Source organism: Pseudomonas sp. NPDC077408 (assembly GCF_050269105.1).
Lineage (GTDB): Bacteria > Pseudomonadota > Gammaproteobacteria > Pseudomonadales > Pseudomonadaceae > Stutzerimonas.
On sequence record NZ_JBNNHS010000006.1, the window covers coordinates 109,100 to 134,105 of the forward strand.

General features: G+C 58.2%; 24 protein-coding genes and 4 tRNA genes. 17 read left to right on the top strand and 11 right to left on the bottom strand.

Annotation, left to right across the window (positions count from 1 at the left end):
- Positions 1-4: 4 nt before the first annotated feature.
- Genes modC through ACQKEK_RS16180 form a run of 4 tightly spaced genes read right to left on the bottom strand, consistent with a single transcriptional unit; the run spans position 5 to position 3,360 of the window.
- Complete coding sequence (gene modC / locus ACQKEK_RS16165; protein WP_499143758.1) at positions 5-1,096, bottom strand: molybdenum ABC transporter ATP-binding protein; 1,092 nt, start codon at positions 1,094-1,096, stop codon at positions 5-7.
- Positions 1,093-1,782, bottom strand: a complete 690-nt coding sequence (modB, locus tag ACQKEK_RS16170) for a molybdate ABC transporter permease subunit (RefSeq protein ID WP_499143759.1) — start codon at positions 1,780-1,782, stop codon at positions 1,093-1,095. Before modB ends, modC begins: the two co-directional genes overlap by 4 nt.
- Before the next feature lie 4 nt (positions 1,783-1,786).
- Positions 1,787-2,539, bottom strand: a complete 753-nt coding sequence (gene modA, locus ACQKEK_RS16175; RefSeq protein ID WP_499143760.1) for a molybdate ABC transporter substrate-binding protein — start codon at positions 2,537-2,539, stop codon at positions 1,787-1,789.
- Between the two features lie 8 nt (positions 2,540-2,547).
- Complete coding sequence (locus tag ACQKEK_RS16180; protein ID WP_128119162.1) at positions 2,548-3,360, bottom strand: TOBE domain-containing protein; 813 nt, start codon at positions 3,358-3,360, stop codon at positions 2,548-2,550.
- 155 nt (positions 3,361-3,515) lie between these two features.
- Here ACQKEK_RS16180 and ACQKEK_RS16185 point away from each other — a divergent pair, with 155 nt between their 5' ends.
- A complete protein-coding gene (locus ACQKEK_RS16185) occupies positions 3,516-4,064 on the top strand; it encodes a glutathione peroxidase (protein WP_128119163.1) in 549 nt (182 codons plus the stop codon).
- Positions 4,065-4,105: 41 nt separating this feature from the next.
- Here ACQKEK_RS16185 and ACQKEK_RS16190 read toward each other — a convergent pair whose 3' ends face one another.
- Positions 4,106-5,386, bottom strand: a complete 1,281-nt coding sequence (locus tag ACQKEK_RS16190) for an OmpP1/FadL family transporter (RefSeq protein ID WP_499143761.1) — start codon at positions 5,384-5,386, stop codon at positions 4,106-4,108.
- 175 nt (positions 5,387-5,561) lie between these two features.
- A complete protein-coding gene (locus tag ACQKEK_RS16195; protein ID WP_499143762.1) occupies positions 5,562-6,407 on the bottom strand; it encodes a sulfurtransferase in 846 nt (281 codons plus the stop codon).
- Between the two features lie 143 nt (positions 6,408-6,550).
- Here ACQKEK_RS16195 and rnd point away from each other — a divergent pair, with 143 nt between their 5' ends.
- The 11 genes from rnd (at position 6,551) to ACQKEK_RS16250 (ending at position 15,924) form a co-directional block, all read left to right on the top strand.
- Entirely contained in the window at positions 6,551-7,675 is a 1,125-nt protein-coding gene (rnd, locus tag ACQKEK_RS16200; protein WP_128119166.1) for a ribonuclease D, read from the top strand.
- Positions 7,672-7,965 (top strand): YcgL domain-containing protein, encoded by a 294-nt coding sequence (locus ACQKEK_RS16205; protein ID WP_128119167.1) that lies wholly within the window; start codon positions 7,672-7,674, stop codon positions 7,963-7,965. The genes rnd and ACQKEK_RS16205 overlap by 4 nt, the downstream gene beginning before the upstream one ends.
- 122 nt (positions 7,966-8,087) lie before the next feature.
- A complete protein-coding gene (locus ACQKEK_RS16210) occupies positions 8,088-8,537 on the top strand; it encodes a YcgN family cysteine cluster protein (RefSeq protein WP_499143763.1) in 450 nt (149 codons plus the stop codon).
- Between the two features lie 52 nt (positions 8,538-8,589).
- Positions 8,590-9,816 (top strand): hypothetical protein, encoded by a 1,227-nt coding sequence (locus ACQKEK_RS16215; RefSeq protein WP_499143764.1) that lies wholly within the window; start codon positions 8,590-8,592, stop codon positions 9,814-9,816.
- Positions 9,817-9,880: 64 nt separating this feature from the next.
- Complete coding sequence (gene ltaE / locus ACQKEK_RS16220; RefSeq protein WP_499143765.1) at positions 9,881-10,885, top strand: low-specificity L-threonine aldolase; 1,005 nt, start codon at positions 9,881-9,883, stop codon at positions 10,883-10,885.
- A gap of 179 nt (positions 10,886-11,064) precedes the next feature.
- Positions 11,065-13,689 (top strand): alanine--tRNA ligase, encoded by a 2,625-nt coding sequence (gene alaS / locus ACQKEK_RS16225; RefSeq protein ID WP_499143766.1) that lies wholly within the window; start codon positions 11,065-11,067, stop codon positions 13,687-13,689.
- A gap of 150 nt (positions 13,690-13,839) precedes the next feature.
- Entirely contained in the window at positions 13,840-15,075 is a 1,236-nt protein-coding gene (locus tag ACQKEK_RS16230) for an aspartate kinase (RefSeq protein ID WP_128119171.1), read from the top strand.
- A 180-nt stretch (positions 15,076-15,255) separates the two neighbouring features.
- A complete protein-coding gene (gene csrA / locus ACQKEK_RS16235; protein WP_003283978.1) occupies positions 15,256-15,441 on the top strand; it encodes a carbon storage regulator CsrA in 186 nt (61 codons plus the stop codon).
- 62 nt (positions 15,442-15,503) lie between these two features.
- A tRNA-Ser gene (locus tag ACQKEK_RS16240) sits at positions 15,504-15,594 on the top strand.
- A gap of 109 nt (positions 15,595-15,703) precedes the next feature.
- Positions 15,704-15,780 (top strand) — tRNA-Arg (locus ACQKEK_RS16245).
- Positions 15,781-15,847: 67 nt separating this feature from the next.
- Positions 15,848-15,924: transfer RNA gene (locus ACQKEK_RS16250), tRNA-Arg, on the top strand.
- A 49-nt stretch (positions 15,925-15,973) separates the two neighbouring features.
- On the opposite strand, the gene ACQKEK_RS16255 is transcribed toward ACQKEK_RS16250, so the two are convergent.
- Complete coding sequence (locus tag ACQKEK_RS16255) at positions 15,974-16,465, bottom strand: DUF4124 domain-containing protein (RefSeq protein ID WP_128119172.1); 492 nt, start codon at positions 16,463-16,465, stop codon at positions 15,974-15,976.
- A 313-nt stretch (positions 16,466-16,778) separates the two neighbouring features.
- On the opposite strand from ACQKEK_RS16255, the gene mgtE reads away from it, so the two are divergent.
- The 4 genes from mgtE to ACQKEK_RS16275 all read left to right on the top strand — a co-directional run bounded on the left by mgtE (position 16,779) and on the right by ACQKEK_RS16275 (position 21,558).
- Positions 16,779-18,227, top strand: coding sequence for a magnesium transporter (gene mgtE / locus ACQKEK_RS16260; protein WP_499143767.1), 1,449 nt, complete (start codon positions 16,779-16,781; stop codon positions 18,225-18,227).
- A gap of 137 nt (positions 18,228-18,364) precedes the next feature.
- On the top strand, positions 18,365-18,607 hold the full coding sequence (locus ACQKEK_RS16265) for an OadG family protein (RefSeq protein ID WP_499143768.1): 243 nt from the start codon (positions 18,365-18,367) through the stop codon (positions 18,605-18,607).
- 22 nt (positions 18,608-18,629) lie between these two features.
- Positions 18,630-20,411: a sodium-extruding oxaloacetate decarboxylase subunit alpha gene (gene oadA, locus ACQKEK_RS16270; RefSeq protein ID WP_499143769.1), complete on the top strand. Its 1,782-nt coding sequence runs from the start codon at positions 18,630-18,632 to the stop codon at positions 20,409-20,411.
- A gap of 10 nt (positions 20,412-20,421) precedes the next feature.
- On the top strand, positions 20,422-21,558 hold the full coding sequence (locus ACQKEK_RS16275) for a sodium ion-translocating decarboxylase subunit beta (RefSeq protein WP_127839611.1): 1,137 nt from the start codon (positions 20,422-20,424) through the stop codon (positions 21,556-21,558).
- 191 nt (positions 21,559-21,749) lie between these two features.
- Here the strand turns inward: ACQKEK_RS16275 and ACQKEK_RS16280 are convergent, their stop codons facing one another.
- The gene (locus tag ACQKEK_RS16280) at positions 21,750-22,076 is read right to left on the bottom strand and encodes an Arc family DNA-binding protein (RefSeq protein ID WP_045425999.1); all 327 of its coding nucleotides are present in this window, start codon (positions 22,074-22,076) and stop codon (positions 21,750-21,752) included.
- A gap of 214 nt (positions 22,077-22,290) precedes the next feature.
- Entirely contained in the window at positions 22,291-22,473 is a 183-nt protein-coding gene (locus tag ACQKEK_RS16285; protein ID WP_499143770.1) for a PA3371 family protein, read from the bottom strand.
- 501 nt (positions 22,474-22,974) lie between these two features.
- Between ACQKEK_RS16285 and ACQKEK_RS16290 the strand changes: the two genes are divergently transcribed.
- Positions 22,975-23,051, top strand: a tRNA-Arg gene (locus ACQKEK_RS16290).
- A gap of 620 nt (positions 23,052-23,671) precedes the next feature.
- Here ACQKEK_RS16290 and ACQKEK_RS16295 read toward each other — a convergent pair.
- Both ACQKEK_RS16295 and ACQKEK_RS16300 read right to left on the bottom strand, forming a co-directional pair.
- Positions 23,672-24,421 (bottom strand): flagellar brake protein, encoded by a 750-nt coding sequence (locus tag ACQKEK_RS16295; protein WP_499143771.1) that lies wholly within the window; start codon positions 24,419-24,421, stop codon positions 23,672-23,674.
- Between the two features lie 73 nt (positions 24,422-24,494).
- Positions 24,495-24,965 carry a flagella synthesis protein FlgN gene (locus tag ACQKEK_RS16300; RefSeq protein ID WP_499143772.1) on the bottom strand — a complete coding sequence of 157 codons (471 nt, stop codon included), beginning with the start codon at positions 24,963-24,965 and terminating at the stop codon, positions 24,495-24,497.
- Between the last annotated feature and the right edge of the window lie 41 nt (positions 24,966-25,006).

The window sequence follows — 25,006 nt, forward strand, 5'->3', positions numbered from 1 at the left end:
GCGCTCAACCCAGCAATGCGACTGTTTTGATCTGCGCCCAGAGCGCCTTGCCCTCGGTAACCCCGAGCTGATCGGCCGAACGCCGCGTAATGCGCGCCAGCAGCGGTGTGCCTTGCGCGTCCAGGCGAATCAGAACATGGGCTGGCGTATCGGCGGTGACCACTTCAGCAACCCGCACCGGTAGGAGGTTGCTGATGCTGGTGCCTTCCGCACGTTCCAGCGTCAAGCTGACGTCCCGCGCATGGACGCGAAAGCGCAGCCGATGACCGACCGCTTCGCTCCGTTGCGCCACCAGAACGTCACCGCCTCGAAACGTCAGGCGAGTGAGGTGGTAATCGGTGTCGTGCCCGGCAATTTCCGATTCGATGACGACGCCTGCATCCTCACCGAACGCAGTTGGTAGATCGAGGCGTGCAAGGGTTTCGTGCAGCGGCCCCTGCGCAACGACCTGGCCCTCATCGAGCAGAACCAGATGATCAGCCAGTCGCGCCACTTCGTCTGGTGCGTGGCTGACATAGAGCAGTGGTATATCCAACTCGTCGTGCAGACGTTCAAGGTACGGCAGGATTTCCTGTTTGCGCTTCACGTCGAGGGCAGCCAGAGGCTCGTCCATCAGCAGCAGACGGGGGCTGGTCAGCAGTGCACGTGCGATGCCGACCCGTTGTCGCTCGCCACCGGAAAGTCGCTCTGGCATGCGATCCAGAATATGCTCGATGCCCAGCAGTTCGACAGCCTGATCCCAGACAACACGCCGGTCCTGTGATGGGACGCGCTTCATGCCGAATTCGAGATTGCCTTTGACGGATAGATGGGCGAACAGATTGGCATCCTGAAACACATAACCAATCGGGCGCTGATGCGGTGGCACGAACCACTGGCGGCTCGAGTCTTGCCAGCAGTCGCCATTGACCTCCAGTGTTCCGGTGCTGCTGCGCTCGAGCCCGGCGATGCAGCGCAAGCAACTGGTCTTGCCCGAGCCCGAGGGGCCGAACAGGGCGCTGACACCACGGCCCGGTAGTTTGACGTCCACGTCGAGAGCGAAGCCTGGATGGGCCAGACGCAGCTGTGCATGTATCCCGCTCAGGTTGTTGTTCATCCGCGCCACCCCTGCCGCAGCGGGCTTGCATAGAGAACGAGCAGCACCAGAAAGGAAAACAGCAGCATCCCGCCGGCAAGCCAGTGCGCCTGGGCGTATTCCAGGGCTTCGACGTGATCGTAGATCTGTACGGACAACACGCGGGTTTTCTCGGGGATGTTCCCGCCGATCATCAGCACGACACCAAACTCGCCCACCGTATGCGCGAAGCCGAGAATGCTGGCCGTCACGAAACCGGGCCGTGCCAGCGGCAATACGACGGTGAAGAAGGCGTCCAATGGACCCGCACGCAGGGTTGCTGCGGCTTCTAATGGGCGTTCGCCAATCGCTTCGAAGGCGTTCTGCAACGGTTGCACCACGAAGGGCATCGAGTAGAACACCGAGCCCACGACCAGACCGGCAAAGGTGAACGGCAGGACACCCAGGCCGAGCGTTTGGGTCAGTTGCCCAACGGGGCCATTGGGGCCCATCGCTACGAGCAGGTAAAAGCCGAGCACACTGGGTGGAAGTACGAGGGGGAGCGCCACCACGGCGCCGATAGGGCCTTTCAGGCGTGAGCGGGTCCGTGCCAGCCACCAAGCGATGGGGGTTCCGAGCAGTAACAGCAGAACGGTGGTGATGCTGGCGAGTTTGAGCGTTAGCCAGATCGCCGAGAGACTGGCGTCATCCAGGATGGGCATTTCCATTCACCTACCGACCATAACCGTAGGCGTTGATCACCTCGGTTGCCTCTGCGCTTCGCAGGTAATCGAGCAGTGCGTGCGCCGCCGGGTTGTCGCGACCTTTGGTCAGCAGCAGAGCGTCCTGGCGAATCGGTGGATGATAGGTGGCGGGTACTACCCAGCCGGACCCCTGCCGGATTTCACCGCTTTCGATTACCTGAGAAAGTGCGACGAAGCCGAGTTCGGCGTTGCCGCTGGCGACGAATTGATGGGTTTGTGCAATGTTTTCGCCTTGCACCAGCTTGCCTTTGACCGAATCGGCAAGCCCCAGCTTTGTCAGCGTCGCCATCGCTGCGGCGCCGTAGGGTGCGGTTTTCGGATTGGCGATCGCGAGGTGACGATATGGCTGATCGGTAAGCACCTTGCCCTGATCGTCGACATAACCATCATTGGCTGACCACAACACCAATGTACCGATGGCGTAGGTGAAGCGGCTTCCAGCAACACCCAACCCTTCGTCTTCCAGTCTGACTGGAATCGGTTCATCCGCTGCCAGCAGTATTGAGAAAGGCGCACCGTTGCGAATCTGCGCGTAGAGCTTTCCAGTCGAGCCGAAGGACAGCAGTACCTTATGGCCGGTGTCGCGTTCGAACTCTTCAGTGATGACGCGCATGGGCGAGGTGAAGTTCGACGCCACCGCAACCTGGATTTCATCGGCATGGCCGGTCAAAGGCGTAAGTGCAGCCAGCGCCGCGACAAGGGTCATACGAGTACGATTCATCATGCTCATCAATCTACCGCGATGATTACGTGAGAAGCTTTGATCAGCGCCGTACAGGGCTGACCGACGGCCAATCCGAGCGCTTCGGTGCTTTCATTGGTGATGACTGCCCCCAGCGTTCGGTTGCCGGGAAGTAGCAGCTTGACCTCGCAGCTGACCGCACCAGGCGTGATGGCCCCGATGGTTCCGCTCAGGCGATTGCGGGCGCTGATCTTCACGTCGGGATCAGGCGACAGCAGGACAAAGCTGGCTTTGACCAATGCCATGGCGATCTTGCCCGGTGCGAGCTGAAGCTCGTCGATACTGTCGTTGGTCAGCGTCGCGGTCATCGTTTGTCCGTCGCCGATATCCAGGCTGACGCTGCCATTCACCGCGCCTCGTTCGACCTGGGTGATGCGGCCCCGAAACTGGTTGCGTGCGCTGGTTTTCATGGCGATTGCCCTGAGCAGTTTGTCGAAATCCTCGAACCCATCGATACCCTGGGCGACCTGCGCCAGGAAGCGTTCGTACTCGTGCTGCATTCGCTGCCAGATATGCAGCATTTCCCGACCGAATTCTGTCAGTTGCGTCCCGCCGCCCTTGGTGCCGCCCGCTGAGCGTATGACCAGCGGCCGCTCGGAGAGATTGTTCATGGCATCCACCGCATCCCATGCGGCCTTGTAGCTGAGCTTGATGGCCTTGGCGGCGCGACTGATCGAGCCCGTCGCTTCGATCTGTTCAAGCAGCTCAATGCGCTTGCCACCGAGATAGCCCTTCTCGCCACGGTTGAACCAGAGCTGCCCGTCTATGCGCAACGGCTCGAATTGTCTCGGATCGCTCATGTCTGCCTCCCATAAGGAGCGGTCATTTTGGCAAGCGCTATATAGATTTGTATATAGCGTTATAGCGTTGGCCTCAGTTATTGCGGTTGGGTGACCGTTGCTCCTGACGGGACTCGGGAGTAGCGTGGCCTCGATACCGCTTTTGGAGCTTCGTCATGAAAATTGAATGGGTGGCCGCCTCACTTGCGCTGCTTCTGTTGGCTGGTCCCGCAGCGGCTGAACAGTGCCCGGCATTGCTGCAGCATGAACTTCCGAAGCTGCGATCAAAGGAAACCATTGATCTGTGCGAGCAGTTTCAGGGTAAGGCGTTGGTCGTGGTCAACACCGCCAGCTTTTGTGGCTTCGCACCGCAGTTCAAGGGGCTGGAGGCGCTGTATCAGCGCTACAAGGGTGATGGGCTGGTGATTCTCGGCGTGCCGTCCGATGACTTCTTTCAAGAGTCTGACGATGCGGCTGAAACGGCGGAGGTCTGCTATGTGAATTACGGAGTGACCTTCCCGATGGCGCAGACACAGCCCGTACGCGGCAGTGATGCGATACCACTGTTTCGGCAACTGGCCGAGCAGGCCGGAGGGGCACCGCGTTGGAATTTCTATAAGTATGTAGTCGATCGCAACGGCAAGGTCGTCGACTACTTCTCGAGCAAAGTCGAACCGGACGATCCAGAGCTGATCGGTGCAGTAGAGAAGGCGTTAGCCGAGTAGCGGGGAGGGGTGCCCCGACCGGTCGGCCGGGGCGGGGTGCATCAGAAGCGGTAGGTCATGGCAGCGCCGAAACCGTGAGCGCTGTTTTCGTAGGTGGCGTTGTAGACGCCACGAGTTGCGCTGGCCTGCTGGATCTTGGTGTCCTCTTCCCACAAGTAGGAGTAGGCCAGATCGACGGTCATGTCATCGGTTGGGTTCCAGGCCAGACCAAAGCTCACCGCAGTACGGTCGCCAGTCGGGATGCGTGGCGAGCGGTGGGTATTGTTGGTCGGGCTCTGATCGAACGCCAATCCGGTGCGAAGCGTCCACTGCTTGTTAAGCTTATAGGCTGCACCAAGCGCGTAGGACCAAGTGTCGTGCCAGTCCTGCTCTTCTTCAATGGTGCCGAAGGAGGCAGTAGCCGGGCCGGCCGCAACACCGCCGTTTTCAACAATAATCGACTCGAGGCGGCTCCAGCGGGTCAGCATCGCGCCGCCGTATAGGGTCCACTGATCGTTCAGTTCGTGAGTAATCGAGACGTCGATAGATTCAGGCGTTTCGAGATCCAGCGACGCATCGTATTCGCCGTACGCGCCTATGAAGGCCAGAGTCGGGTCGTTACCAGATACTCGAGTATCACCTTCGAGGGTGTAGTCGACTTTGGAGCGGTAGGTAATGCCAGCGCGGGTGTGCGGGGTGAACTCGTACAGTACGCCAACATTGAAACCCAAAGCCGTGTCATCACCTTTGATCTTGACGCGGCTGTCGGCTGTCGCCCCGGGGGTAGCTGGCGGGACCGCGCTTTCAAGTTGCCCGTCGATCCGGTTGATCGTTGGGCCGAAGCCGACCGAAAGCTTTTCGTTGAAACGATAGCTGACGGTTGGCTGTACGGTGATCACACGGACTTCACTGTAATCCCCAAAATAGCGACCTTCGAAGCCGCTCTCATAGTCGGTAATCAGGCCGAAGGGTACGTACACACCAACGCCAACCGCCCATTTGTCGTCCAGCGGCTTCACGTAATAGCCCATCGGGACCGCGGTGACAGGGACCATATCGCCATCGTTGCTACCGCCGGCGGGGAAACTGCTGGTGTCGTTGATATCCGTCTTCGCATTGATCGCCGCCATGCCGAAGCTGACCTGCTCGCGCTGGAGGCGCGACATGCCGGCTGGGTTGCCGAACAGGGTAGTGGCGTCATCGGCAGAAGAAGAGCGACCGGCGAATGAGGTGCCCATGCCGCTGATGCTTTGTTCGTTAAGCGCGAAGCCGGCAGCCATGACTTGAGTGGAAAGGGCGCCTACGGCTACTGCAATCGCGGTCTTCAACCATGTTTTTTTCATTGTTGTACTCCAGGGGAAAAAGCGGCTCGGACCCTACCAAGCTTCTCTGATCCGTCGCAAACGAAAGAGTGCAATTTTTCGTAAAGCACGACGATCGGCGCCGATAAAAGGTCGAATTGCCGATAAAACCCGCTGGGCTGAAGCTGACCGATCGGTCGCATTCGAATCGTTTGGATCAGGCTATAGGTCGTTGTGGGTCGGTGATCCATTCGCTCCAGGAGCCTGGGTACAGTTTGGCCAGTGGGTAGCCGGCCAGGCAGAGGGCAAACAGGTTATGGCAGGCCGTCACGCCAGATCCGCAATAGGCCACCAGATCATCTGCTGGCTGGTCGGCCAGGTGCCGTTCGAATCGTGAACGCAGCTGTTCGGGCGAGAGAAAATATCCGGTCGCATCGAGGTTTTCGGTAAACGGCACGCAGCGAGCGCCAGGAATATGCCCGGCCACAGGATCGATAGGCTCCTGTTCGCCGAGAAAGCGAGGCAGGGCACGCGCGTCGAATAAGGTCAGACCAGGCTGCCCGAGGCGTTTTGCCAGCTGTTGCGTGGAAACCAGCAAAAGGTCGTCGGGAGTCCCGTTGAACTGGCCGGGCTGAGCGTTGGCCGGTTCTCGAGTTACCGGCCCGCAGGCATCACGCCAGGCTTTGAACCCACCATCCAGCAAATACACACCGCTGCGTTTGCCCAGCCATGCCAGCAGCCACCATGCCCTTGCGGCAAATGCGCCGGGGCCGTCGTCGTAGATCACGACTTCGCTGTCATCATTCAGGCCTGCCGCGCGGAGTCGCGCGACCAACTGTCCCGGCTGCGGCAACGGGTGTCGACCGGTCTGGCCGCGGACAACCGGGCCTGACAGGTCCTTTTCAAGATCGAGAAAGCGCGCACCGGGGATATGCGCCTGTTCGTAGCTTCGCCTCCCGTATTCGGGGTCTTCTAGGGCGAATCGGCAATCGAAAATGCACAGATTCGGCTGCGAAAGGCGTGCGGTCAGTTCCGCAGTGTCGATGAGTTGAGCAAGCGGCATGGCAGGGCTCCGTTCGAATTCGGGGGAAACGTTATCACGCAGACTGACACGGCGATCAACGCGCTGGAGTTGGGGGCGCGATATATACTGCGTGCCTTTTCGCCCGCTCGTCGGTCGTAACATCGGACAACAAGGAGGGCCTAGTGGCCATCGAAACTCAATGGGTGCTGGATGATGCGCAACTGACCCGCCTGTGTGCCGAATGGCGCCAGCTGCCTTATATAGCAGTGGACACGGAGTTTATGCGGGTCGATACCTTCTACCCGATCGCCGCGCTGCTGCAGGTGGGTGACGGACGTTGTGCCTATCTGATCGATCCATTGCTGATTACCGATTGGGCTGCATTTGCCGGTCTGCTGACGGATCCGGCGGTCGTGAAAGTCTTGCATGCGTGCAGTGAAGATCTGGAAGTGCTCTGGCGGTTGACCGGTAGCCTTCCGGTACCGTTGTTCGATACGCAGCTGGCTGCTGGCTATCTGAATATCGGCTTTTCCATGGGCTACTCGCGGTTGGTGCAGAGCGTGCTGAACATTGAGCTGCCCAAAGGCGAGACGCGCTCCGATTGGCTTCAGCGACCCTTGAGCGAGATGCAGGTGCGCTATGCAGCCGAAGACGCCCAGCATCTGGCTGAGCTGTACGAGGCCCTGCTGCCGAAGCTGTCCGACGAGAAGCGTGCTTGGGTCATGGAAGACGGCGCCGAGTTGGTCGCCAATCTCCAGCGCGAGACCGATCCGGATGAAGCCTATCGTGACGTCAAGCAGGCCTGGCGTTTGAAGCCGCGTCAGCTGGCGGTGTTGCGAGTCCTGACGGGCTGGCGTGAGCGGCAGGCGCGTGCACGTAACCAACCCCGTAATCGCGTATTACGCGAACACAGCTTGTGGCCCCTGGCCCGCACCCAGCCAACTGATCTGGTAAGCCTGGCGCGTATCGATGACATGCACCCGCGAACGGTACGCCAGGATGGCGAGACGTTACTCGAGCTAATCCGTACTGCCGCTGCGACGCCTGAGCAGGACTGGCCAGAATCTTTACCGGAGCCATTGCCACTCGACGCGTCGGCGCTGCTGAAAAAATTGCGTACTGTCGGTCAGCGCGAAGCCCAAGCCATGAACATCGCGCCAGAATTGATGCTGCGCAAGAAGGTGCTCGAAGCCTTGTTGAAATCCGGATATCCCGACGGTCCTTATCAGTTGCCTGAGTCGCTGCGCGGTTGGCGCCGCGAACGAATGGGGCAAGCCCTTCTCGAAGTGCTGGAAGAGAAATCATGAAACGCATCTGCTCCATCTATAGAAGCCCGCGTAAGAAAGGAATGTACCTGTACGTCGAGCGCAGCGAAGCGCTCGCCCGGGTGCCGGAAGCTTTGCTTGCCGCTTTCGGTCCGCCGCAGCTTGCCTTCGACATCGTCCTTACGCCTGAGCGCAAGCTTGCGCAGGAGGACATCGCTACGGTCCTCGACAATCTGGATAAGCAGGGTTACCACCTGCAGATGCCGCCACCCGATGATGACTATATAGAGCACCTGCCTGAAGAGTTGCTTCGTCGCAACGACCCGGTGTGAATCGCGGGCAGCTCACGGCCGTCGGTCGATTACCTTTCAGCAGAAACGCTCCGAGCTTCCCCATGCTTGGCCAGACCTGCGGCAATGGCTAGACTCCCGGCATTTCTCCGAGATGGCAATTCATGGCAGTAAAAGTCGAACCCTTCTGGATGCGCAAGACACTGGCCGAACTGGACTCAGCCGAGTGGGAGTCGCTTTGCGATGGCTGTGGTCTTTGCTGTCTGCAAAAGCTTGAGGATGATGAGGATGGAAGCGTTTACTACACCCGTATCGCCTGCAAACTGCTCGATCTGAAAAGCTGCCGTTGCACCGACTACCCCAACCGCCGCGCCAGTGTCCCCGACTGCGTCCAGCTGACTGCGGTGGACGCTGCACAATTCAAGTGGTTGCCGCCTACCTGTGGCTACCGCCTTGTAGCTGAAGGTAAGGATCTACCGCTTTGGCATCATCTGGTGTGTGGCGATCCAGATGCCGTGCATGCCGAGCGGATTTCCCAATCGGGCCGGATGATTACCGAGGGCTCTGTGGCTGATGAGGACTGGGAAGATCATCTGATATTCCGGGCCGGTTGAATCTACCTCGGTCCGCGTCGTCATAGCACTGAACCCAATCTGGAGCCGCTCGATGTCCCGCCGTCAGTTACCGCTGCTTGCCGTTCTGTTGCTTTCGTTCGTTGCGCCACTTCAGGCGGCCAAGCGGGTCGACCTGGACTACACCGTCAAGTTCGTTCCCGAGCAGGGTGTTGCGGAAGTGGAGCTCGCCCTCGAAGACGGCGGCGCGGTTAAATTTCTAGATCTGAATCTTGGCAAGGAACAGGCCTATAGCGATTTCCAGACCAACAGCGGAAGCAGCTGGGAGGAAGAAAGTGGGCGCGGAGTCTGGCGCCCAGGGCCAGGCAAAGCACATTTGAGTTATCAGGTTAAGGTCAGCCATCAGCGCAAAAGTGGCCGCTTCGATGCGCGGATGACGGATGACTGGACGTTGCTGCGCGGAGACGATCTGGTGCCTGCCGGCCGCCTTGATCAGCAGGACGGAGTCAGACTGGTTTCTCGGCTGCAGTTCGAGCTACCCAGCGGCTGGAAGAGCGTCGAGACCGGTTGGCCACGTATCGGGAAGAATCGCTTTCGCATCGACAATCCCGAGCGCCTGTTCGATCGCCCGACCGGATGGATCCTCGCCGGCAAGCTTGGCAGTCGCCGGGCCCGACTCGGTGAAACCGACGTGGCGGTTTCTGCCCCGGTGGGCGAAGGGATGCGCAGGATGGACATCCTTACGCTGCTGACCTTCGTCTGGCCCGAAATGCAGAACGTATTCCCCCGGGATCCCGAGAAGCTGCTGGTTGTCGGGGCCGGCGACCCGATGTGGAGAGGCGGTTTGTCTGGCCCCAATTCGCTGTTCATGCACGCCGACCGTCCATTGGTCAGCGAGAACGGCACCAGTTCGCTGGTGCATGAGCTGGTTCATGTGTTCAGTCGAATCTCCGATGCCGATCGCAGTGACTGGATAAGCGAGGGGCTGGCCGAGTACTACGCAATCGAGCTGATGCGTCGCGCCGGCGGCATGAGCGAGGATCGCTACCAGGCGGTTCGAGAGCATCTGACTGAATGGAGTCGCAAGGTCGATAGCCTGCGGACCGAGCGATCCAGTGGTCCGGTCACAGCCAGAGCCGTGCTTCTGCTGCAGGAGCTCGATCGGGAGATCCGCCAGCGCAGCAAAGGACGCCACTCGCTCGATGATGTTGCGCGGGGTTTGATGCGACTGGATCGGGTAACCACTGACGACTTCATCAACATCACTGAAACCATGCTGGGTGGCGGATCGAAGGTTCTTGATAGCCGGTTGTTGCGCTAGGGGCGGGGTGGTGCGTAGGCGGTGCCTGTCTTGGTGATGAATCCATTCGAGCAAGGACCCTGTGATGAGTCTGATTGATCTTAGGAGTGATACGGTCACTCAGCCGACCTTGGGCATGCGCGACGCCATGCTGGGTGCAACCACTGGCGATGATGTGTATGGCGAGGATCCGACGGTCCGCCAGCTGGAACAGACGTTGGCGGCGCGGCTGGGTTTACAGGCTGGATTGTTTGTGCCCAGCGGAACCATGAGCAACTTGTTGGCGCTGATGGCGCATTGTGAGCGGGGCGATGAGTACATCGCTGGGCAGTTGGCGCACGCCTACAAGTACGAAGCCGGCGGTGCTGCAGTGCTTGGCTCGATCCAGCCGCAGCCGATCGAAATGGAGCCGGATGGCTCGTTGGATCTGGCGCGCGTCGCGGCGGCGATCAAGCCGGACGACTTTCATTTCGCCCGTACGCGTTTGCTGGCGCTTGAAAACACGATGCACGGCAAGGTCCTGCCGCTCGCCTATCTGGCTGAGGCAAGAGCGTTCATGCATGAACGTGGGCTTGCGCTTCATCTAGACGGGGCTCGCTTGTTCAATGCGGTGGTCAAGCTGGGTTGCACCGCTGAAGAGATAGGGCACCACTTCGATTCGGTGTCGGTGTGTCTGTCAAAAGGCCTGGGTGCGCCTGTCGGTTCGGTGCTCTGTGGTGATGAGTCCTTTGTTGCCAAGGCAAGGCGATTGCGCAAGATGGTCGGCGGCGGCATGCGCCAGGCCGGAGTGCTGGCCGCGGCAGGCCTCTACGCTTTGGATCATCAGGTCCAACGTTTGGCAGACGATCACCAGCGCGCCCACGACATCGCCGAGGGACTGGAAGCGTTGGGCTATCGCGTCGAGCCAGTCCAAACCAATATGGTCTACGTCGATATGGGTGACCGCGCGACGTCGCTGAAAGCGTTCTGCGCCGAGCGCGGCATCGTCATCACTGCTGCGCCTCGGTTGCGGTTGGTGACGCATTTGGACGTGCTGCCAGAGCATGTCGATCCGATTCTCGAGAGCTTTGCAGCATTCCTCAAAGCATAGGTTCGAATCGCTGTCGAATAGCTTGATTCAATCTTATTTATCCTCTATGCGTGCGGCACAGGGCCGATATAATGCGGCCCTTTGCCGGCTATCCGTTTGGGTAGCTGTGAACCGGCTCCCGGTGCCGCCTCGCCGCGTCGTTTTGCAGCCGTTCGGCCGCAGTCCTCTGGAAGAGATCTATGAAAAGCGCAGAAATCCGTGAAGCCTTCCTCCGCTTCTTCGAAGAGAAGGGCCACACCCGTGTGGCCTCCAGTTCGCTGATTCCCGCGAACGATCCGACACTGCTGTTTACCAACGCCGGCATGAATCAGTTCAAAGACTGCTTCCTCGGGCTGGAAAAGCGCGCCTATACCCGCGCCACCACCAGCCAGAAATGCGTACGCGCCGGCGGCAAGCACAACGACCTGGAGAACGTCGGCTATACCGCACGCCATCACACCTTCTTCGAGATGCTCGGCAACTTCAGTTTTGGCGACTATTTCAAGCGCGACGCGATCACCTTCGCCTGGGAGTTTTTGACGTCCGATAAATGGCTGAGCCTGCCGAAAGAAAAGCTCTGGGTCACCGTCTACGCCAGCGATGACGAAGCCTATGACATCTGGACAAAAGAGGTCGGCGTGCCGGCCGAGCGCATGGTTCGCATCGGTGATAACAAGGGCGCGCCGTACGCGTCTGACAACTTCTGGGCAATGGGTGATACCGGACCCTGCGGTCCCTGTACCGAGATCTTCTTCGACCATGGCGATCATATCTGGGGTGGCCCGCCTGGTTCGCCAGAAGAAGACGGCGACCGTTACATCGAGATCTGGAATAACGTCTTCATGCAATTCAATCGCACCGCAGATGGCGTGATGCATCCGTTGCCGGCGCCGAGTGTCGACACCGGTATGGGCCTGGAGCGCATCAGTGCGGTGCTGCAACACGTCAACTCGAACTACGAGATCGACCTTTTCCAGAGCTTGCTGAATGCCGCCGCTCGGGCCATCGGTTGCGGCAACGAGGGTCAGGCTTCGCTCAAGGTGGTTGCTGACCACATCCGCTCTTGTGGTTTCCTGATTGCCGACGGCGTGACGCCATCCAATGAAGGACGCGGTTATGTGCTTCGCCGCATCGTTCGTCGCGCCTGCCGCCATGGCAACAAGCTCGGCGCCAAGGGCAGCTTCTTTCACAAGATCGTCGCCGCGCTGGTGGCTGAGATGGGTGACGCTTTCTCCGAGCTGAAAACCCAGCAGGCGCACATAGAGCGCGTGCTGAAAACTGAAGAGGAGCAGTTCGCCAAGACGCTGGAGCAAGGTCTGAGGATCCTCGAGCAGGATCTGGCCGATCTTCAGGGAAGCGTGATTCCTGGGGAAGTGATATTCAAGCTGTATGACACCTACGGTTTTCCGATGGATCTGACCGGCGACATCGCTCGTGAGCGTGAACTGACGCTGGACGAAGAAGGGTTCGAACGCGAGATGCAGGCGCAGCGTGAGCGGGCGCGTTCGGCCAGTGCCTTTGGCCTGGACTACAACAGCTTGGTCAAGGTCGAGGGCGAAACGCGTTTCACGGGTTACCTCGGTACATCCGGCAGCGGTAAGGTGCTAGCGCTGTTCAAAGAAGGCATGGCGGTGCAGAGCCTGTCGGCGGGCGAGGAAGGCGTGGTCGTGCTCGACCAGACGCCGTTCTACGCCGAGTCAGGTGGGCAGGTGGGCGATTGCGGATACCTCTCGGCGGACGGTCTGCGCTTCGATGTGCGTGACACCAGCAAGGCCGGCGGTGCGTTCCTGCACCACGGCATTCTGGACAGTGGCAGCTTGCAGGTCGGTGCGACCGTCGAAGCTACGGTCGACGCATCAGTACGTCAGTCCACTGCGCTGAACCACTCTGCGACTCATCTTCTGCACGCGGCACTGCGCCAGATTCTCGGTGAGCATGTCGGTCAGAAAGGGTCATTGGTCGACAGTCAGCGGCTACGCTTCGACTTCAGCCATTTCGAGGCGATTAAGCCTGAACAGTTGAAGGCCCTGGAAGAAAAGGTCAATGCCGAAATTCGCGGCAACACGGCAGTAGAGATCGAGGAGACCGACATCGAAACTGCTAAGAGCAAAGGCGCTATGGCCCTGTTTGGCGAAAAGTATGGGAACCAGGTGCGCGTATTGACCATGGGGGGCGGCTTCTCAGTCGAGCTGTGCGGCGGAACTCACGTCAAGCGTACTGGAGACATCGGTCTGTTCAAGATCATCAGCGAAGGTGGTGTGGCTGCGGGTGTGCGACGTATTGAGGCAGTTACTGGCGAGCAGGCGCTGGCCTATCTGAACACGGCGGAAGAGCAGCTGAAAGAAGCAGCATCGCTGGTCAAAGGCACTCGTGACAATGTGCTGGACAAGCTGGGCGCCGTCCTCGAGCGCAATCGGCAGTTGGAAAAGGAACTCGAGCAGCTCAAGGCCAAAGCGGCCGGCGCCACCGGCAATGACCTGGCCAGTTCCGCCGTCGAGGTTAAGGGCGTCAAAACCCTGGCCGCGCGCGTGGATGGCCTGGATGGCAAGGCACTGCTGGCATTGGTCGATCAACTGAAGAACAAGCTTGGCAGCGGCGTCATTCTGCTCGGTGGCGTGCAGGATGAAAAAGTCGTACTGGTCGCTGGTGTCACGCAGGATCTCACCGGCCGTTTGAAGGCCGGCGATCTGATGAGACAGGCTGCTGCGGTTGTTGGTGGCAAAGGCGGTGGTCGCCCGGATATGGCGCAAGGCGGTGGGAGCGACGCGAATCGCCTCGACGAAGCATTAGCCATTGCCGCGGCGTTCGTCGAGCAGGGCGTGTAGCAGCAGCGTGTCAGGTTGGGTTGGTCGCGATGGGCTGTTTGTCTGGTGACCACCTCGGTCAGCGGCTGGTCCGGTCGCTGTCCGTAGGCACTTTGCGGTGCTGGGTTGATTGTTTAATAAGCGCCCTTGACGGGCTTAGGCGGCGATGAGATGGCTTTGATCGTACAGAAGTTTGGAGGTACCTCGGTGGGCTCCGTCGAGCGCATCGAGCAAGTGGCGGCGAAGGTCAAAAAATTCCGTGATAACGGAGACGACATTGTCGTGGTGGTCTCGGCCATGAGCGGTGAAACCAACCGGCTGATCGATCTTGCCAAACAGATCAGCGAACAGCCGGTCGCCCGCGAGTTGGACGTGATGGTGTCGACGGGCGAGCAGGTCACTATCGCTCTGCTCGCGATGGCGCTGATGAAGATTGGCGTTCCAGCGGTGTCCTATACGGGTGCCCAGGTCCGCATCCTGACCGACAGCGCCCATACCAAAGCACGCATCCTGCAGATCGATTCGCAGCAGATTCATAAGGAGCTCAAGGCCGGGCGAGTCGTCGTAGTGGCCGGATTCCAGGGCGTGGATGAAGCCGGCAATATCACCACGCTTGGTCGTGGCGGTTCAGACACTACCGGTGTGGCTCTCGCTGCAGCGTTGAAGGCAGACGAGTGCCAGATCTATACCGATGTCGATGGGGTTTACACGACCGATCCTCGCGTCGTTGCCAAGGCGCAGCGCCTGGACAAGATTACCTTTGAAGAAATGCTTGAGATGGCAAGTCTCGGGTCGAAAGTGTTACAGATTCGCGCCGTGGAATTCGCAGGTAAATACAGCGTTCCGTTGCGCGTGTTGCATAGTTTTCAAGAGGGTCCAGGAACCCTCATTACCCTTGATGAAGAGGAATCCATGGAACAGCCCATCATTTCCGGCATCGCTTTCAATCGTGATGAAGCCAAGCTGACCATTCGTGGTGTGCCGGATACCCCCGGGGTGGCCTTCAAGATCCTTGGCCCGGTCAGTGCGGCCAATGTCGAGGTGGACATGATCGTGCAGAACGTCGCGCACGATAACACCACGGATTTCACCTTCACTGTCCACCGGAACGATTACCATAACGCGCTGCAAGTGCTGGAAGGTATCGCCCGTGACATGGGCGCTCGCGAAGTCATTGGTGATATCGACATCGCCAAAGTATCGATTGTCGGCGTAGGTATGCGCTCTCATGCGGGCGTCGCGAGTCGGATGTTTGAGGCGCTGGCGAAGGAGAACATCAACATACAGATGATCTCTACCTCTGAAATCAAGGTCTCGGTAGTGATTGAGGAAAAATACCTGGAATTGGCGGTACGGGCATTGCACACCGCATTCGAGCTGGATGCTCCCGCTGGCAAGGGGGAATGACGCGCTGACTGCGGACTGATTCGAGCCTTCCGTCGTTTTCGCCGGGGGTAAAGGAACTTTAGAGTCGTTGTTACTGGTCAATAGCTGGTGAAAGGCTCTAGGTCGATGTTTCACGGAACATTATCCGTCTTTATCTTTGCAGACTGTTTACTGAATTGAATCCGTTTTAAGGAGAAAGGAATGCTGATTCTGACTCGCCGGGTCGGAGAGACCCTGATGGTGGGTGACGATGTGACTGTCACTGTACTGGGTGTCAAAGGAAATCAAGTGCGTATAGGAGTGAATGCACCCAAAGAGGTAGCGGTGCATCGCGAGGAGATTTATCAACGGATCCAGAAAGAAAAAGATCAAGAACCAAGCCATTAATATTTATGTGATTTTTGGCTTTGCAAGCGGGGCGAAGATGGGTATCATGCGCCCCGTGTTGCGGAGAGGTGGCCGAGTGGCCGAAGGCGCTCCCCTGCTAAGGGAGTACATCTCAAAAGGGTGTCGGGGGTTCGAATCCCCCCCTCTCCGCCATTTTGCATGATTGGGTTGTGGGTCGGTTTTAGCGATGCGGTTTGATAAAAAACATTGAACCAAAAAGCTTGACCACCGAGTTCACAAACTTATAATGCGCACCCTCAGTGCACTCATAGCTCAGCTGGATAGAGTACTCGGCTACGAACCGAGCGGTCGGAGGTTCGAATCCTCCTGAGTGCACCATATTGTCGGATCTCAGAAATGTGGTTCGTGCTGTAGCCAGCGGTGACCTGGTTTATCAATCGCTTTTGCACTCATAGCTCAGCTGGATAGAGTACTCGGCTACGAACCGAGCGGTCGGAGGTTCGAATCCTCCTGAGTGCACCAAATCGGAAAAGGGTCTGCAGCGATGCAGACCCTTTTTTCGTTTGTGACGTTAGCGTTTCCCTCGAACGCAGCCGTTTTCATCGAAGGTGACGGTGCGTGTCCTGCCCTTAGCGTTGCTGTAGCGGTACTGCATCTGGCCATTGCGAGTGGCCACTGTGTCGGGTGTGCCGAAGGTGCTCTCGATATCGGTGCGGGTCATGCCGGGATGAATCTGCTTTTTGATCAGCGCATCTCGCCTTGCGCTCCCGGTTATGCGGTTTCCGCACCCATCATCCTGTGCGCCTACAACGGTAAGGCTTCGCGCCGACTCTTCCTTAGGCGTCTTGCGTCGCCCTTTAGATTTGGCCAGAGGTACGGCTTTGCCGGAGCTGGGTGTAGGATTCGCTGCCTCCTGAATCTGCGCGGTCTGATCGATCGGGCATCCCTGCCGAGTAAACGTGAGGTTCCCTGCGGCGTCACTGCAGCGATAGATGCTTGCAGCAAACGTTGGCGCGGTGGAGAGGAGAAGGGCGCAGCAGCTTCCTGCGATAAGTTTGTTCATAGTCGTCCTCCTTGACGATGGGTCGAACCAGCCTAGCCAAATACAGCCTGGCTCGCAGCGGTGCCTTTCCGCAACGTGAATGCGTCCACATTGATAGCGCGATCCTTCGGTGGCGACGCGCAAGCGATTGTATTGCTTGTATTTCGCGGTCGTGCATCACGGTTGCGGTGGTATTATTGCGCGGTCCGCCCGTTTGGGCTTCTGGATCCGCCTCATGGATTTGCCCAGTAGTCGTATAAAACCCTCGCTTGCCAATCACGTTTTGAATGATTGATCCCCTGGCGTGCTCCAACTGCTGGGGGTGGAGTGCGCCATGACTGAAGTTGAAGCAAAAAAGCCGCAGGAAAGTCTCCAGGATCGTCTGGCGCAGGTCGTCGAGTTGCTCCACCGGCACAGGATCGTCGAGGAACTGGCGCATCGTCAGAGTCAGGAAGGGCAGCATCAGGATCTTGTCGAAAACCTGGTGCATCGCCAGAACCTCGTCGAACTGCAGCGCAAATTGGAGGCGCTGCACCCCGCTGACATCGCTCACATCCTCGAAGCCTTGCCCCTTGATGACCGCCTAACGGTCTGGCAGCTGGTCAAGTCTGATCGCGATGGCGATATCTTGCTCGAGGTTTCCGACGCGGTTCGCGAGACGCTGATCGCCGACATGGACGATCACGAGCTTCTCGCTGCTGCCAAGGAAATGGACGCGGACGAACTGGCGGACCTGGCGGCCGAGTTGCCGCGAGACGTCGTTCACGAGCTAATGGAAACGCTGGATGCGCAACAGCGTGAGCGTGTCCGCTCGGCGCTGTCTTACGAGGAGGATCAGGTTGGCGCTCTGATGGACTTCGAAATGGTCACGATCCGCGAGGACGTGAGTCTGGAAGTCGTGCTTCGCTACCTGCGGCGGCTGAAGGAGCTGCCCGGTCATACCGATAAGCTCTTCGTTGTGGATTACGACGGCGTGCTCAAGGGCGTTCTACCCATCAAGCGATTGCTGGTCAATGATCCGGAGCGGCATGTGGCCGAGGTGATGGCCAGTGATCCAGTGACATTTCATCCGGATGAGGATGCGTATGAGGCGGCCCAGGCATTCGAGCGCTACGACTTGGTTTCGACCCCGGTAGTAGACAAAAGCGGCAAGCTTATCGGGCGCCTGACCATTGATGAGATGGTTGACCTGATCCGTGAGGAGAGCGAAAGCGAAGTGCTCAACATGGCGGGTCTGCGCGAAGAAGAAGACATCTTCGCCTCGGTCTGGAAATCGCTGCGTAACCGTTGGGCCTGGCTGGCAGTCAATCTCATCACGGCCTTTGTTGCCTCGCGTGTGATCGGCCTATTCGATGGCTCGATCGAGAAGCTAGTTGCATTGGCTGCGCTGATGCCAATAGTCGCTGGCATTGGCGGCAATTCAGGCAATCAGACCATTACCATGATTGTTCGGGCAATGGCCCTGGACCAGATGGGTACCGGCAACAGTGCTCGCTTGCTGCGCAAGGAGGCTGGTGTTGGGATGCTGAATGGCTTGATATGGGGTGGGGTTATCGGTGTCGTGGTCTACTGGCTGTACGGCAGCTGGTCGTTGGGTGTGGTGATGACTGCGGCGATGACGCTCAATCTTTTGCTGGCGGCCTTGATGGGCGTGCTGATTCCGGTGACTTTGGCGCGAATGGGGCGAGACCCGGCGCTGGGTGCCAGTGTCATGATTACTGCCGTTACCGACAGTGGCGGTTTCTTTATTTTTCTCGGGCTCGCAACAATTTTTCTCCTCTGACTCGTTCCGCCTGCGTCGACTTGGCGTTTGCCTTGCGCCTGTTGTTCGGGCTACTGTTCTGAGGTTTCGCACTAGCGAAGGCCCAAACTCGAAGCGAATAACAGGCGGCTCGAGCCGCTGATAGAAAGGGAATCCCGATGACCCCCAGCGAACTCCTCCTAGAAGGCGTCGAACTTATGCTGTTCGGCTTAGGTTCCGTTTTTGTCTTTCTCGTGTTGTTGATTGCTTGCATTCGCCTGATGTCTGTTGTGATCGGCCGCTTCGACAGTGCGCCCACCGCTCAGTTGGCTTCCAGCGAACCCGCCGTGGCTGAAGTGGATGCCGATCTCATTACGGCAATCCAGACCGCTATCCATCAGCACCGCGCTCGTCGTGGTTGATTCAGAACAGGGAGTTCCCTTCATGACATCTGTCAAACAGCCGCTCGGCATTACCGATGTGGTGCTTCGTGATGCGCATCAATCCATTCTGGCTACCCGCGTTCGCCTTGAAGACATGCTACCGATTGCCGGCAAGCTCGATCAGGTTGGCTTCTGGTCGGTCGAGTCTTGGGGCGGGGCAACCTTTGATTCTTGCATTCGTTATCTGGGCGAAGATCCCTGGGAGCGCATCCGCGAACTGAAGAAGGCGATGCCCAACACTCGGCAGCAAATGCTGCTGCGTGGCCAGAACCTGCTGGGCTATCGGCATTACGCCGATGATGTGGTTGAAAAGTTCGTCGAGCGAGCTGCGGCTAACGGCGTCGATGTGTTCCGTGTGTTCGATGCGATGAACGATCCACGCAACCTGGAAACCGCTCTGCGCGCGGTCAAGCTGCATGGCAAGCATGCGCAAGGTACCATTTCCTACACCACCAGCCCGGTGCATACCCTGGAGATGTGGGTCGACCTGGCCAAGCAGATCGAGGACATGGGTGCCGACTCGGTGGCGATCAAGGACATGGCCGGCATTCTCACGCCGTATATGGCCTATGAGCTGGTTTCGCGCTTGAAGGCAAGCCTGTCCATTCCAATCCATATGCAGTGTCACGCTACGGCGGGCCTATCCACAGCTTCCATTCTCAAAGCGGTCGAGGCGGGCATCGATAATGTCGATACAGCCATTTCCTCTCTCTCGATGACCTATGGGCATTCGCCAACCGAGTCGGTGGTGGCGATTTTCCAGGGCACCGAGCGTGATACCGGGCTCGATCTGCTGATGCTGGAAGAGATCGCTGCGTACTTCCGCGAGGTGCGCAAGAAGTACGCAAAGTTCGAAGGCACGCTCAAGGGCGTCGACTCGCGCATCCTTGTGGCTCAAGTGCCGGGTGGCATGCTGACCAATATGGAAGGCCAATTAAAGGAGCAGGGCGCACTCGACAAGTTCGATGAGGTGCTCGCCGAGATTCCTCGCGTTCGTGAAGATCTCGGGTTCATTCCGTTGGTAACGCCGACCTCGCAAATCGTCGGTACCCAGGCGGTCATCAACGTGCTCACCGGCGAGCGATTCAAATCTATTACCAAGGAAACCGCAGGCATCCTCAAGGGCGAGTACGGAGCAGCACCAGCCCCGTTCAATGTCGAACTGCAGCAGCGCGTCCTCGACGGTGCAGACGTCATCACCTGCCGCCCGGCTGACCTGCTGCAGCCGGAAATGGAGAAGCTTACGGCCGAGCTGAAGGGGTTGGCGCAGGAAAAAGGCATCAAGCTGGCCGAGAACGAGATTGATGACGTCCTCACCTATGCGTTGTTTCCTCAGATCGGCCTTAAGTTCCTTGAAAACCGAGGCAATGCCTCTGCTTTCGAACCGGTGCCGACCGGCAAGGAGCAAGCGCCACGGGAGGCGGGCGTACCCGAGGTCTACACCGTCGAAGTCAACGGCAAATCCTTCGTCGTTCAGGTCAATGAAGGCGGCGACATCGAGGGCATCAAGGCTATTGGCAGTGGCTCGGCCGTCCCGTCGACAGTCGCTAGCGGTCCGGCGTCTGGTACAGGCGAACCTCAACCGGCTCCGTTAGCTGGCAATATCTTCAAGGTTCTCGTGCAGCCCGGTCAGCTGGTTCAGGAGGGAGATCTGGTGATCATCCTCGAAGCCATGAAGATGGAAACTGAAATCCGTGCGTTCAAAGCCGGTACCGTTTCAGGTGTGAACGTCAAGGTCGGCGACGCGGTGTCGGTGGGCGATAGCCTGCTGACCATCGCTTAAGGAGCGCTGCATGGATAAGTTGCTCAAGCTGTGGCACAGCACTGGTCTCTATCATATAGAGCCCGGTCAGCTGCTGATGATCGTGGTGTGTCTGGGGCTGATCTATCTGGCGATTCGCAAGGGGTTTGAACCCTTGCTGCTGATCCCAATCGGATTTGGCGGCGTGCTTGCCAATATTCCCGTCGCCAACATGGCCGAGGGTGCCGGCATCCTCCATCTGTTCTATGAAGTGGGTCTGCCTACCAGTGTATTTCCGTTGTTGATATTCATGGGCGTCGGCGCCATGACAGACTTCGGTCCAATGCTGGCTAACCCCAAGACTCTACTGCTCGGTGCGGCAGCGCAATTCGGTATCTTCGCCACCTTGCTTGGTGCCTTGTCGCTGGCTGCAATGGGGGTTCCGGGGATGGAATTCACACTGCGTGAGGCTGCTTCGATTGCGATTATTGGCGGTGCAGACGGCCCCACCTCAATCTTCGTTACGGCAAAGCTCGCGCCGCATCTGCTGGGGCCGATCGCTGTTGCGGCCTACTCTTATATGGCGCTGGTTCCGTTGATTCAGCCGCCCATCATGCGAGCGCTGACGACCAAGGAAGAACGCGCCATTGTCATGACGCAGCTGCGCCATGTCGGTCAGGCAGAAAAGATCGTCTTTCCGCTCATGCTTGCTCTGATGGTGGGTTTGCTACTGCCGGATGCCGCGCCGCTAGTAGGCATGTTCGCCTTTGGTAACCTGTTGCGCGAGTGCGGGGTCGTGGATCGTCTGGCCGACACCTCACGTAACGCGCTGATAAACATCGTGACCATCGCGTTGGGGCTGACTGTTGGCTCCAAGCTGTCCGCCGAAGCCTTCCTGCAGATGAAAACCCTTGGGATCTTGCTGCTTGGAATGGTGGCTTTCTGTGGCGGTACGGCGGCGGGCGTGCTGATGGCCAAGGTCATGAACATGTTCAGCGCGAACAAGATCAACCCGCTGATTGGGTCGGCCGGCGTTTCGGCAGTGCCAATGGCAGCGAGGGTATCGAACAAGGTCGGGCTTGAGGCGAATCCTCAGAACTTCCTGCTGATGCATGCCATGGGCCCGAACGTAGCTGGGGTGATTGGCTCGGCTGTTGCGGCGGGCGTTCTGCTTAGCTTTGTAGGCTAGCGCCACTACTGATGCGCGGCGTGGGAAGAGGCACGAGAAAATGCCTACGCTGATAAAGGCGTAGGCATTTTCGTTTCATGCTGCTGGTAAATCCAGCCTATCGCCAAGTGGTAACAGTGAGTCTTACCAAATGAAAACCGCCCTGTCGTGCTGTCAGGGCGGTTTGCGTTATTCGTCAGTACTGAGCGGATTCAATCTTCTTCTTTCGCAGCTTCGGCATCCTGCGCGATAAGGGCGATCAGCGCGTTTTGCTGGCGGTGGGCCAGCTGGCGAAAGCGTTGCAGCAGTTCGCGCTCGTGCAGCGACAGTTCCGGGCTGTCCAGGCGCATTGCGGAATCGTCATCAAGCGCACCTTCCTGAAGAAGGCTTTGCTCTAGCCGAGCAATGATCTCGGAGTTCATGCTTCGATGATGGTTCCGGGCAACCTCTGCAATGCGCTCTCGCATTCCGTCCGGGAGCCGAACCACGAATTTGTCAGCCGTGCGGCTGGAGTAAACTGCCTGCTTCATTGGGCGCATATTAAACCGGTTAGTCAGGTGGGCGATGGTGGCTTATTGCCGTTCTAGTCACCGGTCTGACACCAAACAGCAGATGCTGTTCCACGACCTGCGAAAAAGATGCTGGACAACTTAATGACGCCAATTATACGGCGACAAAAGTTGGAGTAAAGACTCTGTGGTGGCCAATAGCCTTTATTGTGATCCAGCGCTTATCTCGTATGCGTGGTTCGTCCTAGCGCAGCACTGGATCGAATTTGATTCGCCGACCTAGCAGCAGCGTAATCGTAAACAGCACCGCGAATACCACTGTGCCGCCTGTGACAAGCGTATCCCAGAACTCAGGAAGGGTTGAGCCGATACTCAGGGCGCCGCACAGCATGCCGAGCGCAAGGAATAGATATCCGTAAATAGACATTTTCATCTCCGATAAAGCCTGCATGCAGCCATCTTGGTCTAGAAAATCCAGCGCTGCGCCTGAGCGGGCTTGCTTTGGGCGTTGCTGCTAATGGTGCTCGCCCGCACAGAAAGCCTAGGTGTGGTCACCTGGGAGGGGTTCGATACTGTCTTCAGAAGGTCCGTTGTCGGCATGGTCTCAAGCAGAGGAATTGTGACAGCGGCCAAAAGGGCGGTACTGAGCAGGTAGGCTGGGCGTAGCATCGGCGTCTCCTTCGCGTTACGGTCAGGTAATTAAGCACCTCTCATGCCAACAGATAGTTGGTAAATAATCGTTATATATCAATGTGTTAACCTTTCTTTTCAAATTTGCTCAGTGCGCTTTGCAAGATTGCCGCTTCTCGGTCATGCAAAATGCAATAGGTGGTGTGTGTTGTCATGGCCAACCATTGGGCATTGCTGCTTTATAAATGCGCGGGCATGACAAACGAGCCAATGCTCGCTAACATGCTTCCGCCCGCGTGTCCCAGTAGCTCAATTGGATAGAGCATCCCCCTCCTAAGGGGAAGGTTGTGAGTTCGAACCTCGCCTGGGACGCCACATGAGAGCATTTGCCCATCTGGCCAAGATGGACAGGTCGTGCAAGTCATTGCCTTTAGGTCTGCTTCGATGGCGCATCTCCGTGCTGATTGAAGCCGGCTTCGGCCCCTCCGTTCCGGCCTATCCTCACAACTGGCGCTTAGTGCTGGTCCTACGTACCTACTGCAGTGCTGCTGGTTCGCGGTCCGTTATGGAGCCGCCGAGCGTCCGTGTAGCTGGGGCCTTTCACGCTGCTGGCAAGATTCGGAGAAGACGTGCCATTGCCATCGTCTCTGCTGGCACCGATCGGGTCGGTCTCTGTCTCAGTCGACTACCAGGCGCCATCGACACGTACCGAGTGCCCGATAGTTCAGGCCTTCCAAGGTGGTCTGGACGTGCGGGGACGCGTTTGCGGGGGCATTTGAAGATGGGCGCCAGGCGTCACACTGGCTCAACATTCGAGCCTCTAGCTAATCACACCGTGCATAGGGTCAGCTATCAATACAAGCCGGTGTCTTGCGCCGTCGGTTCCCATGCTCAGACTGACTCGCCGTTTGCTCTGGTCGCGAGCTGACGAGTAGGTGCCGGGTAGGGAGGGTGGCTTTTGATGAACGCCGATCAGCAGCGTGCGCGTTGCTGTATCAACTAAACCGGTCGGTCACCTGATCACGTCGGGCTTCGCGTTGTAGCTGATAGACGAACCGTTCAACCTGTCTCTGCGTTAAACCACTGATTCGGTGGAAGCGTATCCCGCAGAACGTTAGATCAAGTTTCTCATCGTAGATAACGTGGCGCAGCTCAGCTGCGGTTGTTATGACGCCGAAAGGCAAGTGTACGGAAAGTTGATCATAGACTTGGCCGGACTGTAGGCCAGCTTGTAGATTCCCTGGGAAGCTCAGCTTGCAACCTGTTGCGGACATGTCCAAAACTTTGCCCACCAGAGGTTTCCTGATCGTCTTTCCGTTCAGTTGCGCTGCGATTGGCTGCCCGCTCAGTGTGGCGCGATAGGCGTTTCGCCGCTGGTGGTAAAGAATTTCGTCTGGCAGGTGAGCCCAATAGCAGCGCGCATCATCCAGTTCGCCAAGATGCACTGGATTTGGATTATTCCAAGCGATTCGCACGCCCTCGTAAAAGCCTTCTATTTGGAAAGCTTCTCCTGACGCCATTAGTCGCTCACCATCGCTAGGTATCAGCTCGTCTAACGCAAGCCAGCCCTTTTCGCGGTTTATCTCTACCAGGTAAGTCTGGTACCGCTGAGCGCGCTCGGCAAAACGGACCTGCAGTGGGATATGGTTATCCAGCAGGGGGCGTAAATTTGCCTGAATTTCGACTGGAGTCTTGAGTATCTGAGGGGGCTGAGGGCCTTCTCCCTCGGCGAAAGGACTAGACACTTGGCGTTGCTCTCCGGCATGTAACGACGACAGTCCAATGATAGCACTTTGATGCTATGCGGCTGCGGATGGTTCAGGCCTGGCTGAGCGGGCGATGATGAGTGCTTTTGGCGGCAGCTCCCCGGCGATCATAAACGTCCGGGGTCTGGGACGTGCCTTGCAGTATTTGCAGCATGGTGCCTACGGCGCTCTGGTTGGCCCGAATAAGCTTGCCATTGCGTTCATTGGCTTTGCGGCAGTCCTCAAGGATGATCTCCAGCTGTTCTGCCTGGGCAAGGATCTCGCCGCCTATCTCCGAAGCTGCGGCAAACTGTGCCAAGCCGTTGCGGTCGGGGCTCAGCTGTGCCCTAGCTAATGCCTGGCTGCGTAGCGTGCCGTGTTGGCCCAAAAGTGCCAGCAGTGTCTGCTTTTGCGTGAGCAGCTGCTCCAGCCCACCGAGATTACGCTCAGAGAGGGCCAGATATTCCGCGTCGGTGAGCTCGCGTAGCGTTCTGGCGGTGTCGATATCGTTGGTCAGCTGCTGGAGCAATTCGGAATCTAGCATAGTGGCCTCTGTTGCACTCACGCCCGCTCGCATTGGTGTCA

Bases quoted from the DNA above. Each gene is read 5' to 3' on its own strand.
- modC (WP_499143758.1), bottom strand. From the start codon at position 1,096: ATGAACAACAACCTGAGCGGGATACATGCACAGCTGCGTCTGGCCCAT.
- modB (WP_499143759.1), bottom strand. From the start codon at position 1,782: ATGGAAATGCCCATCCTGGATGACGCCAGTCTCTCGGCGATCTGGCTA.
- modA (WP_499143760.1), bottom strand. From the start codon at position 2,539: ATGAATCGTACTCGTATGACCCTTGTCGCGGCGCTGGCTGCACTTACG.
- ACQKEK_RS16180 (WP_128119162.1), bottom strand. From the start codon at position 3,360: ATGAGCGATCCGAGACAATTCGAGCCGTTGCGCATAGACGGGCAGCTC.
- ACQKEK_RS16185 (WP_128119163.1), top strand. From the start codon at position 3,516: ATGAAAATTGAATGGGTGGCCGCCTCACTTGCGCTGCTTCTGTTGGCT.
- ACQKEK_RS16190 (WP_499143761.1), bottom strand. From the start codon at position 5,386: ATGAAAAAAACATGGTTGAAGACCGCGATTGCAGTAGCCGTAGGCGCC.
- ACQKEK_RS16195 (WP_499143762.1), bottom strand. From the start codon at position 6,407: ATGCCGCTTGCTCAACTCATCGACACTGCGGAACTGACCGCACGCCTT.
- ACQKEK_RS16205 (WP_128119167.1), top strand. From the start codon at position 7,672: ATGAAACGCATCTGCTCCATCTATAGAAGCCCGCGTAAGAAAGGAATG.
- ACQKEK_RS16210 (WP_499143763.1), top strand. From the start codon at position 8,088: ATGGCAGTAAAAGTCGAACCCTTCTGGATGCGCAAGACACTGGCCGAA.
- ACQKEK_RS16215 (WP_499143764.1), top strand. From the start codon at position 8,590: ATGTCCCGCCGTCAGTTACCGCTGCTTGCCGTTCTGTTGCTTTCGTTC.
- ltaE (WP_499143765.1), top strand. From the start codon at position 9,881: ATGAGTCTGATTGATCTTAGGAGTGATACGGTCACTCAGCCGACCTTG.
- alaS (WP_499143766.1), top strand. From the start codon at position 11,065: ATGAAAAGCGCAGAAATCCGTGAAGCCTTCCTCCGCTTCTTCGAAGAG.
- ACQKEK_RS16230 (WP_128119171.1), top strand. From the start codon at position 13,840: ATGGCTTTGATCGTACAGAAGTTTGGAGGTACCTCGGTGGGCTCCGTC.
- csrA (WP_003283978.1), top strand. From the start codon at position 15,256: ATGCTGATTCTGACTCGCCGGGTCGGAGAGACCCTGATGGTGGGTGAC.
- ACQKEK_RS16255 (WP_128119172.1), bottom strand. From the start codon at position 16,465: ATGAACAAACTTATCGCAGGAAGCTGCTGCGCCCTTCTCCTCTCCACC.
- mgtE (WP_499143767.1), top strand. From the start codon at position 16,779: ATGACTGAAGTTGAAGCAAAAAAGCCGCAGGAAAGTCTCCAGGATCGT.
- ACQKEK_RS16265 (WP_499143768.1), top strand. From the start codon at position 18,365: ATGACCCCCAGCGAACTCCTCCTAGAAGGCGTCGAACTTATGCTGTTC.
- oadA (WP_499143769.1), top strand. From the start codon at position 18,630: ATGACATCTGTCAAACAGCCGCTCGGCATTACCGATGTGGTGCTTCGT.
- ACQKEK_RS16275 (WP_127839611.1), top strand. From the start codon at position 20,422: ATGGATAAGTTGCTCAAGCTGTGGCACAGCACTGGTCTCTATCATATA.
- ACQKEK_RS16280 (WP_045425999.1), bottom strand. From the start codon at position 22,076: ATGCGCCCAATGAAGCAGGCAGTTTACTCCAGCCGCACGGCTGACAAA.
- ACQKEK_RS16285 (WP_499143770.1), bottom strand. From the start codon at position 22,473: ATGTCTATTTACGGATATCTATTCCTTGCGCTCGGCATGCTGTGCGGC.
- ACQKEK_RS16300 (WP_499143772.1), bottom strand. From the start codon at position 24,965: ATGCTAGATTCCGAATTGCTCCAGCAGCTGACCAACGATATCGACACC.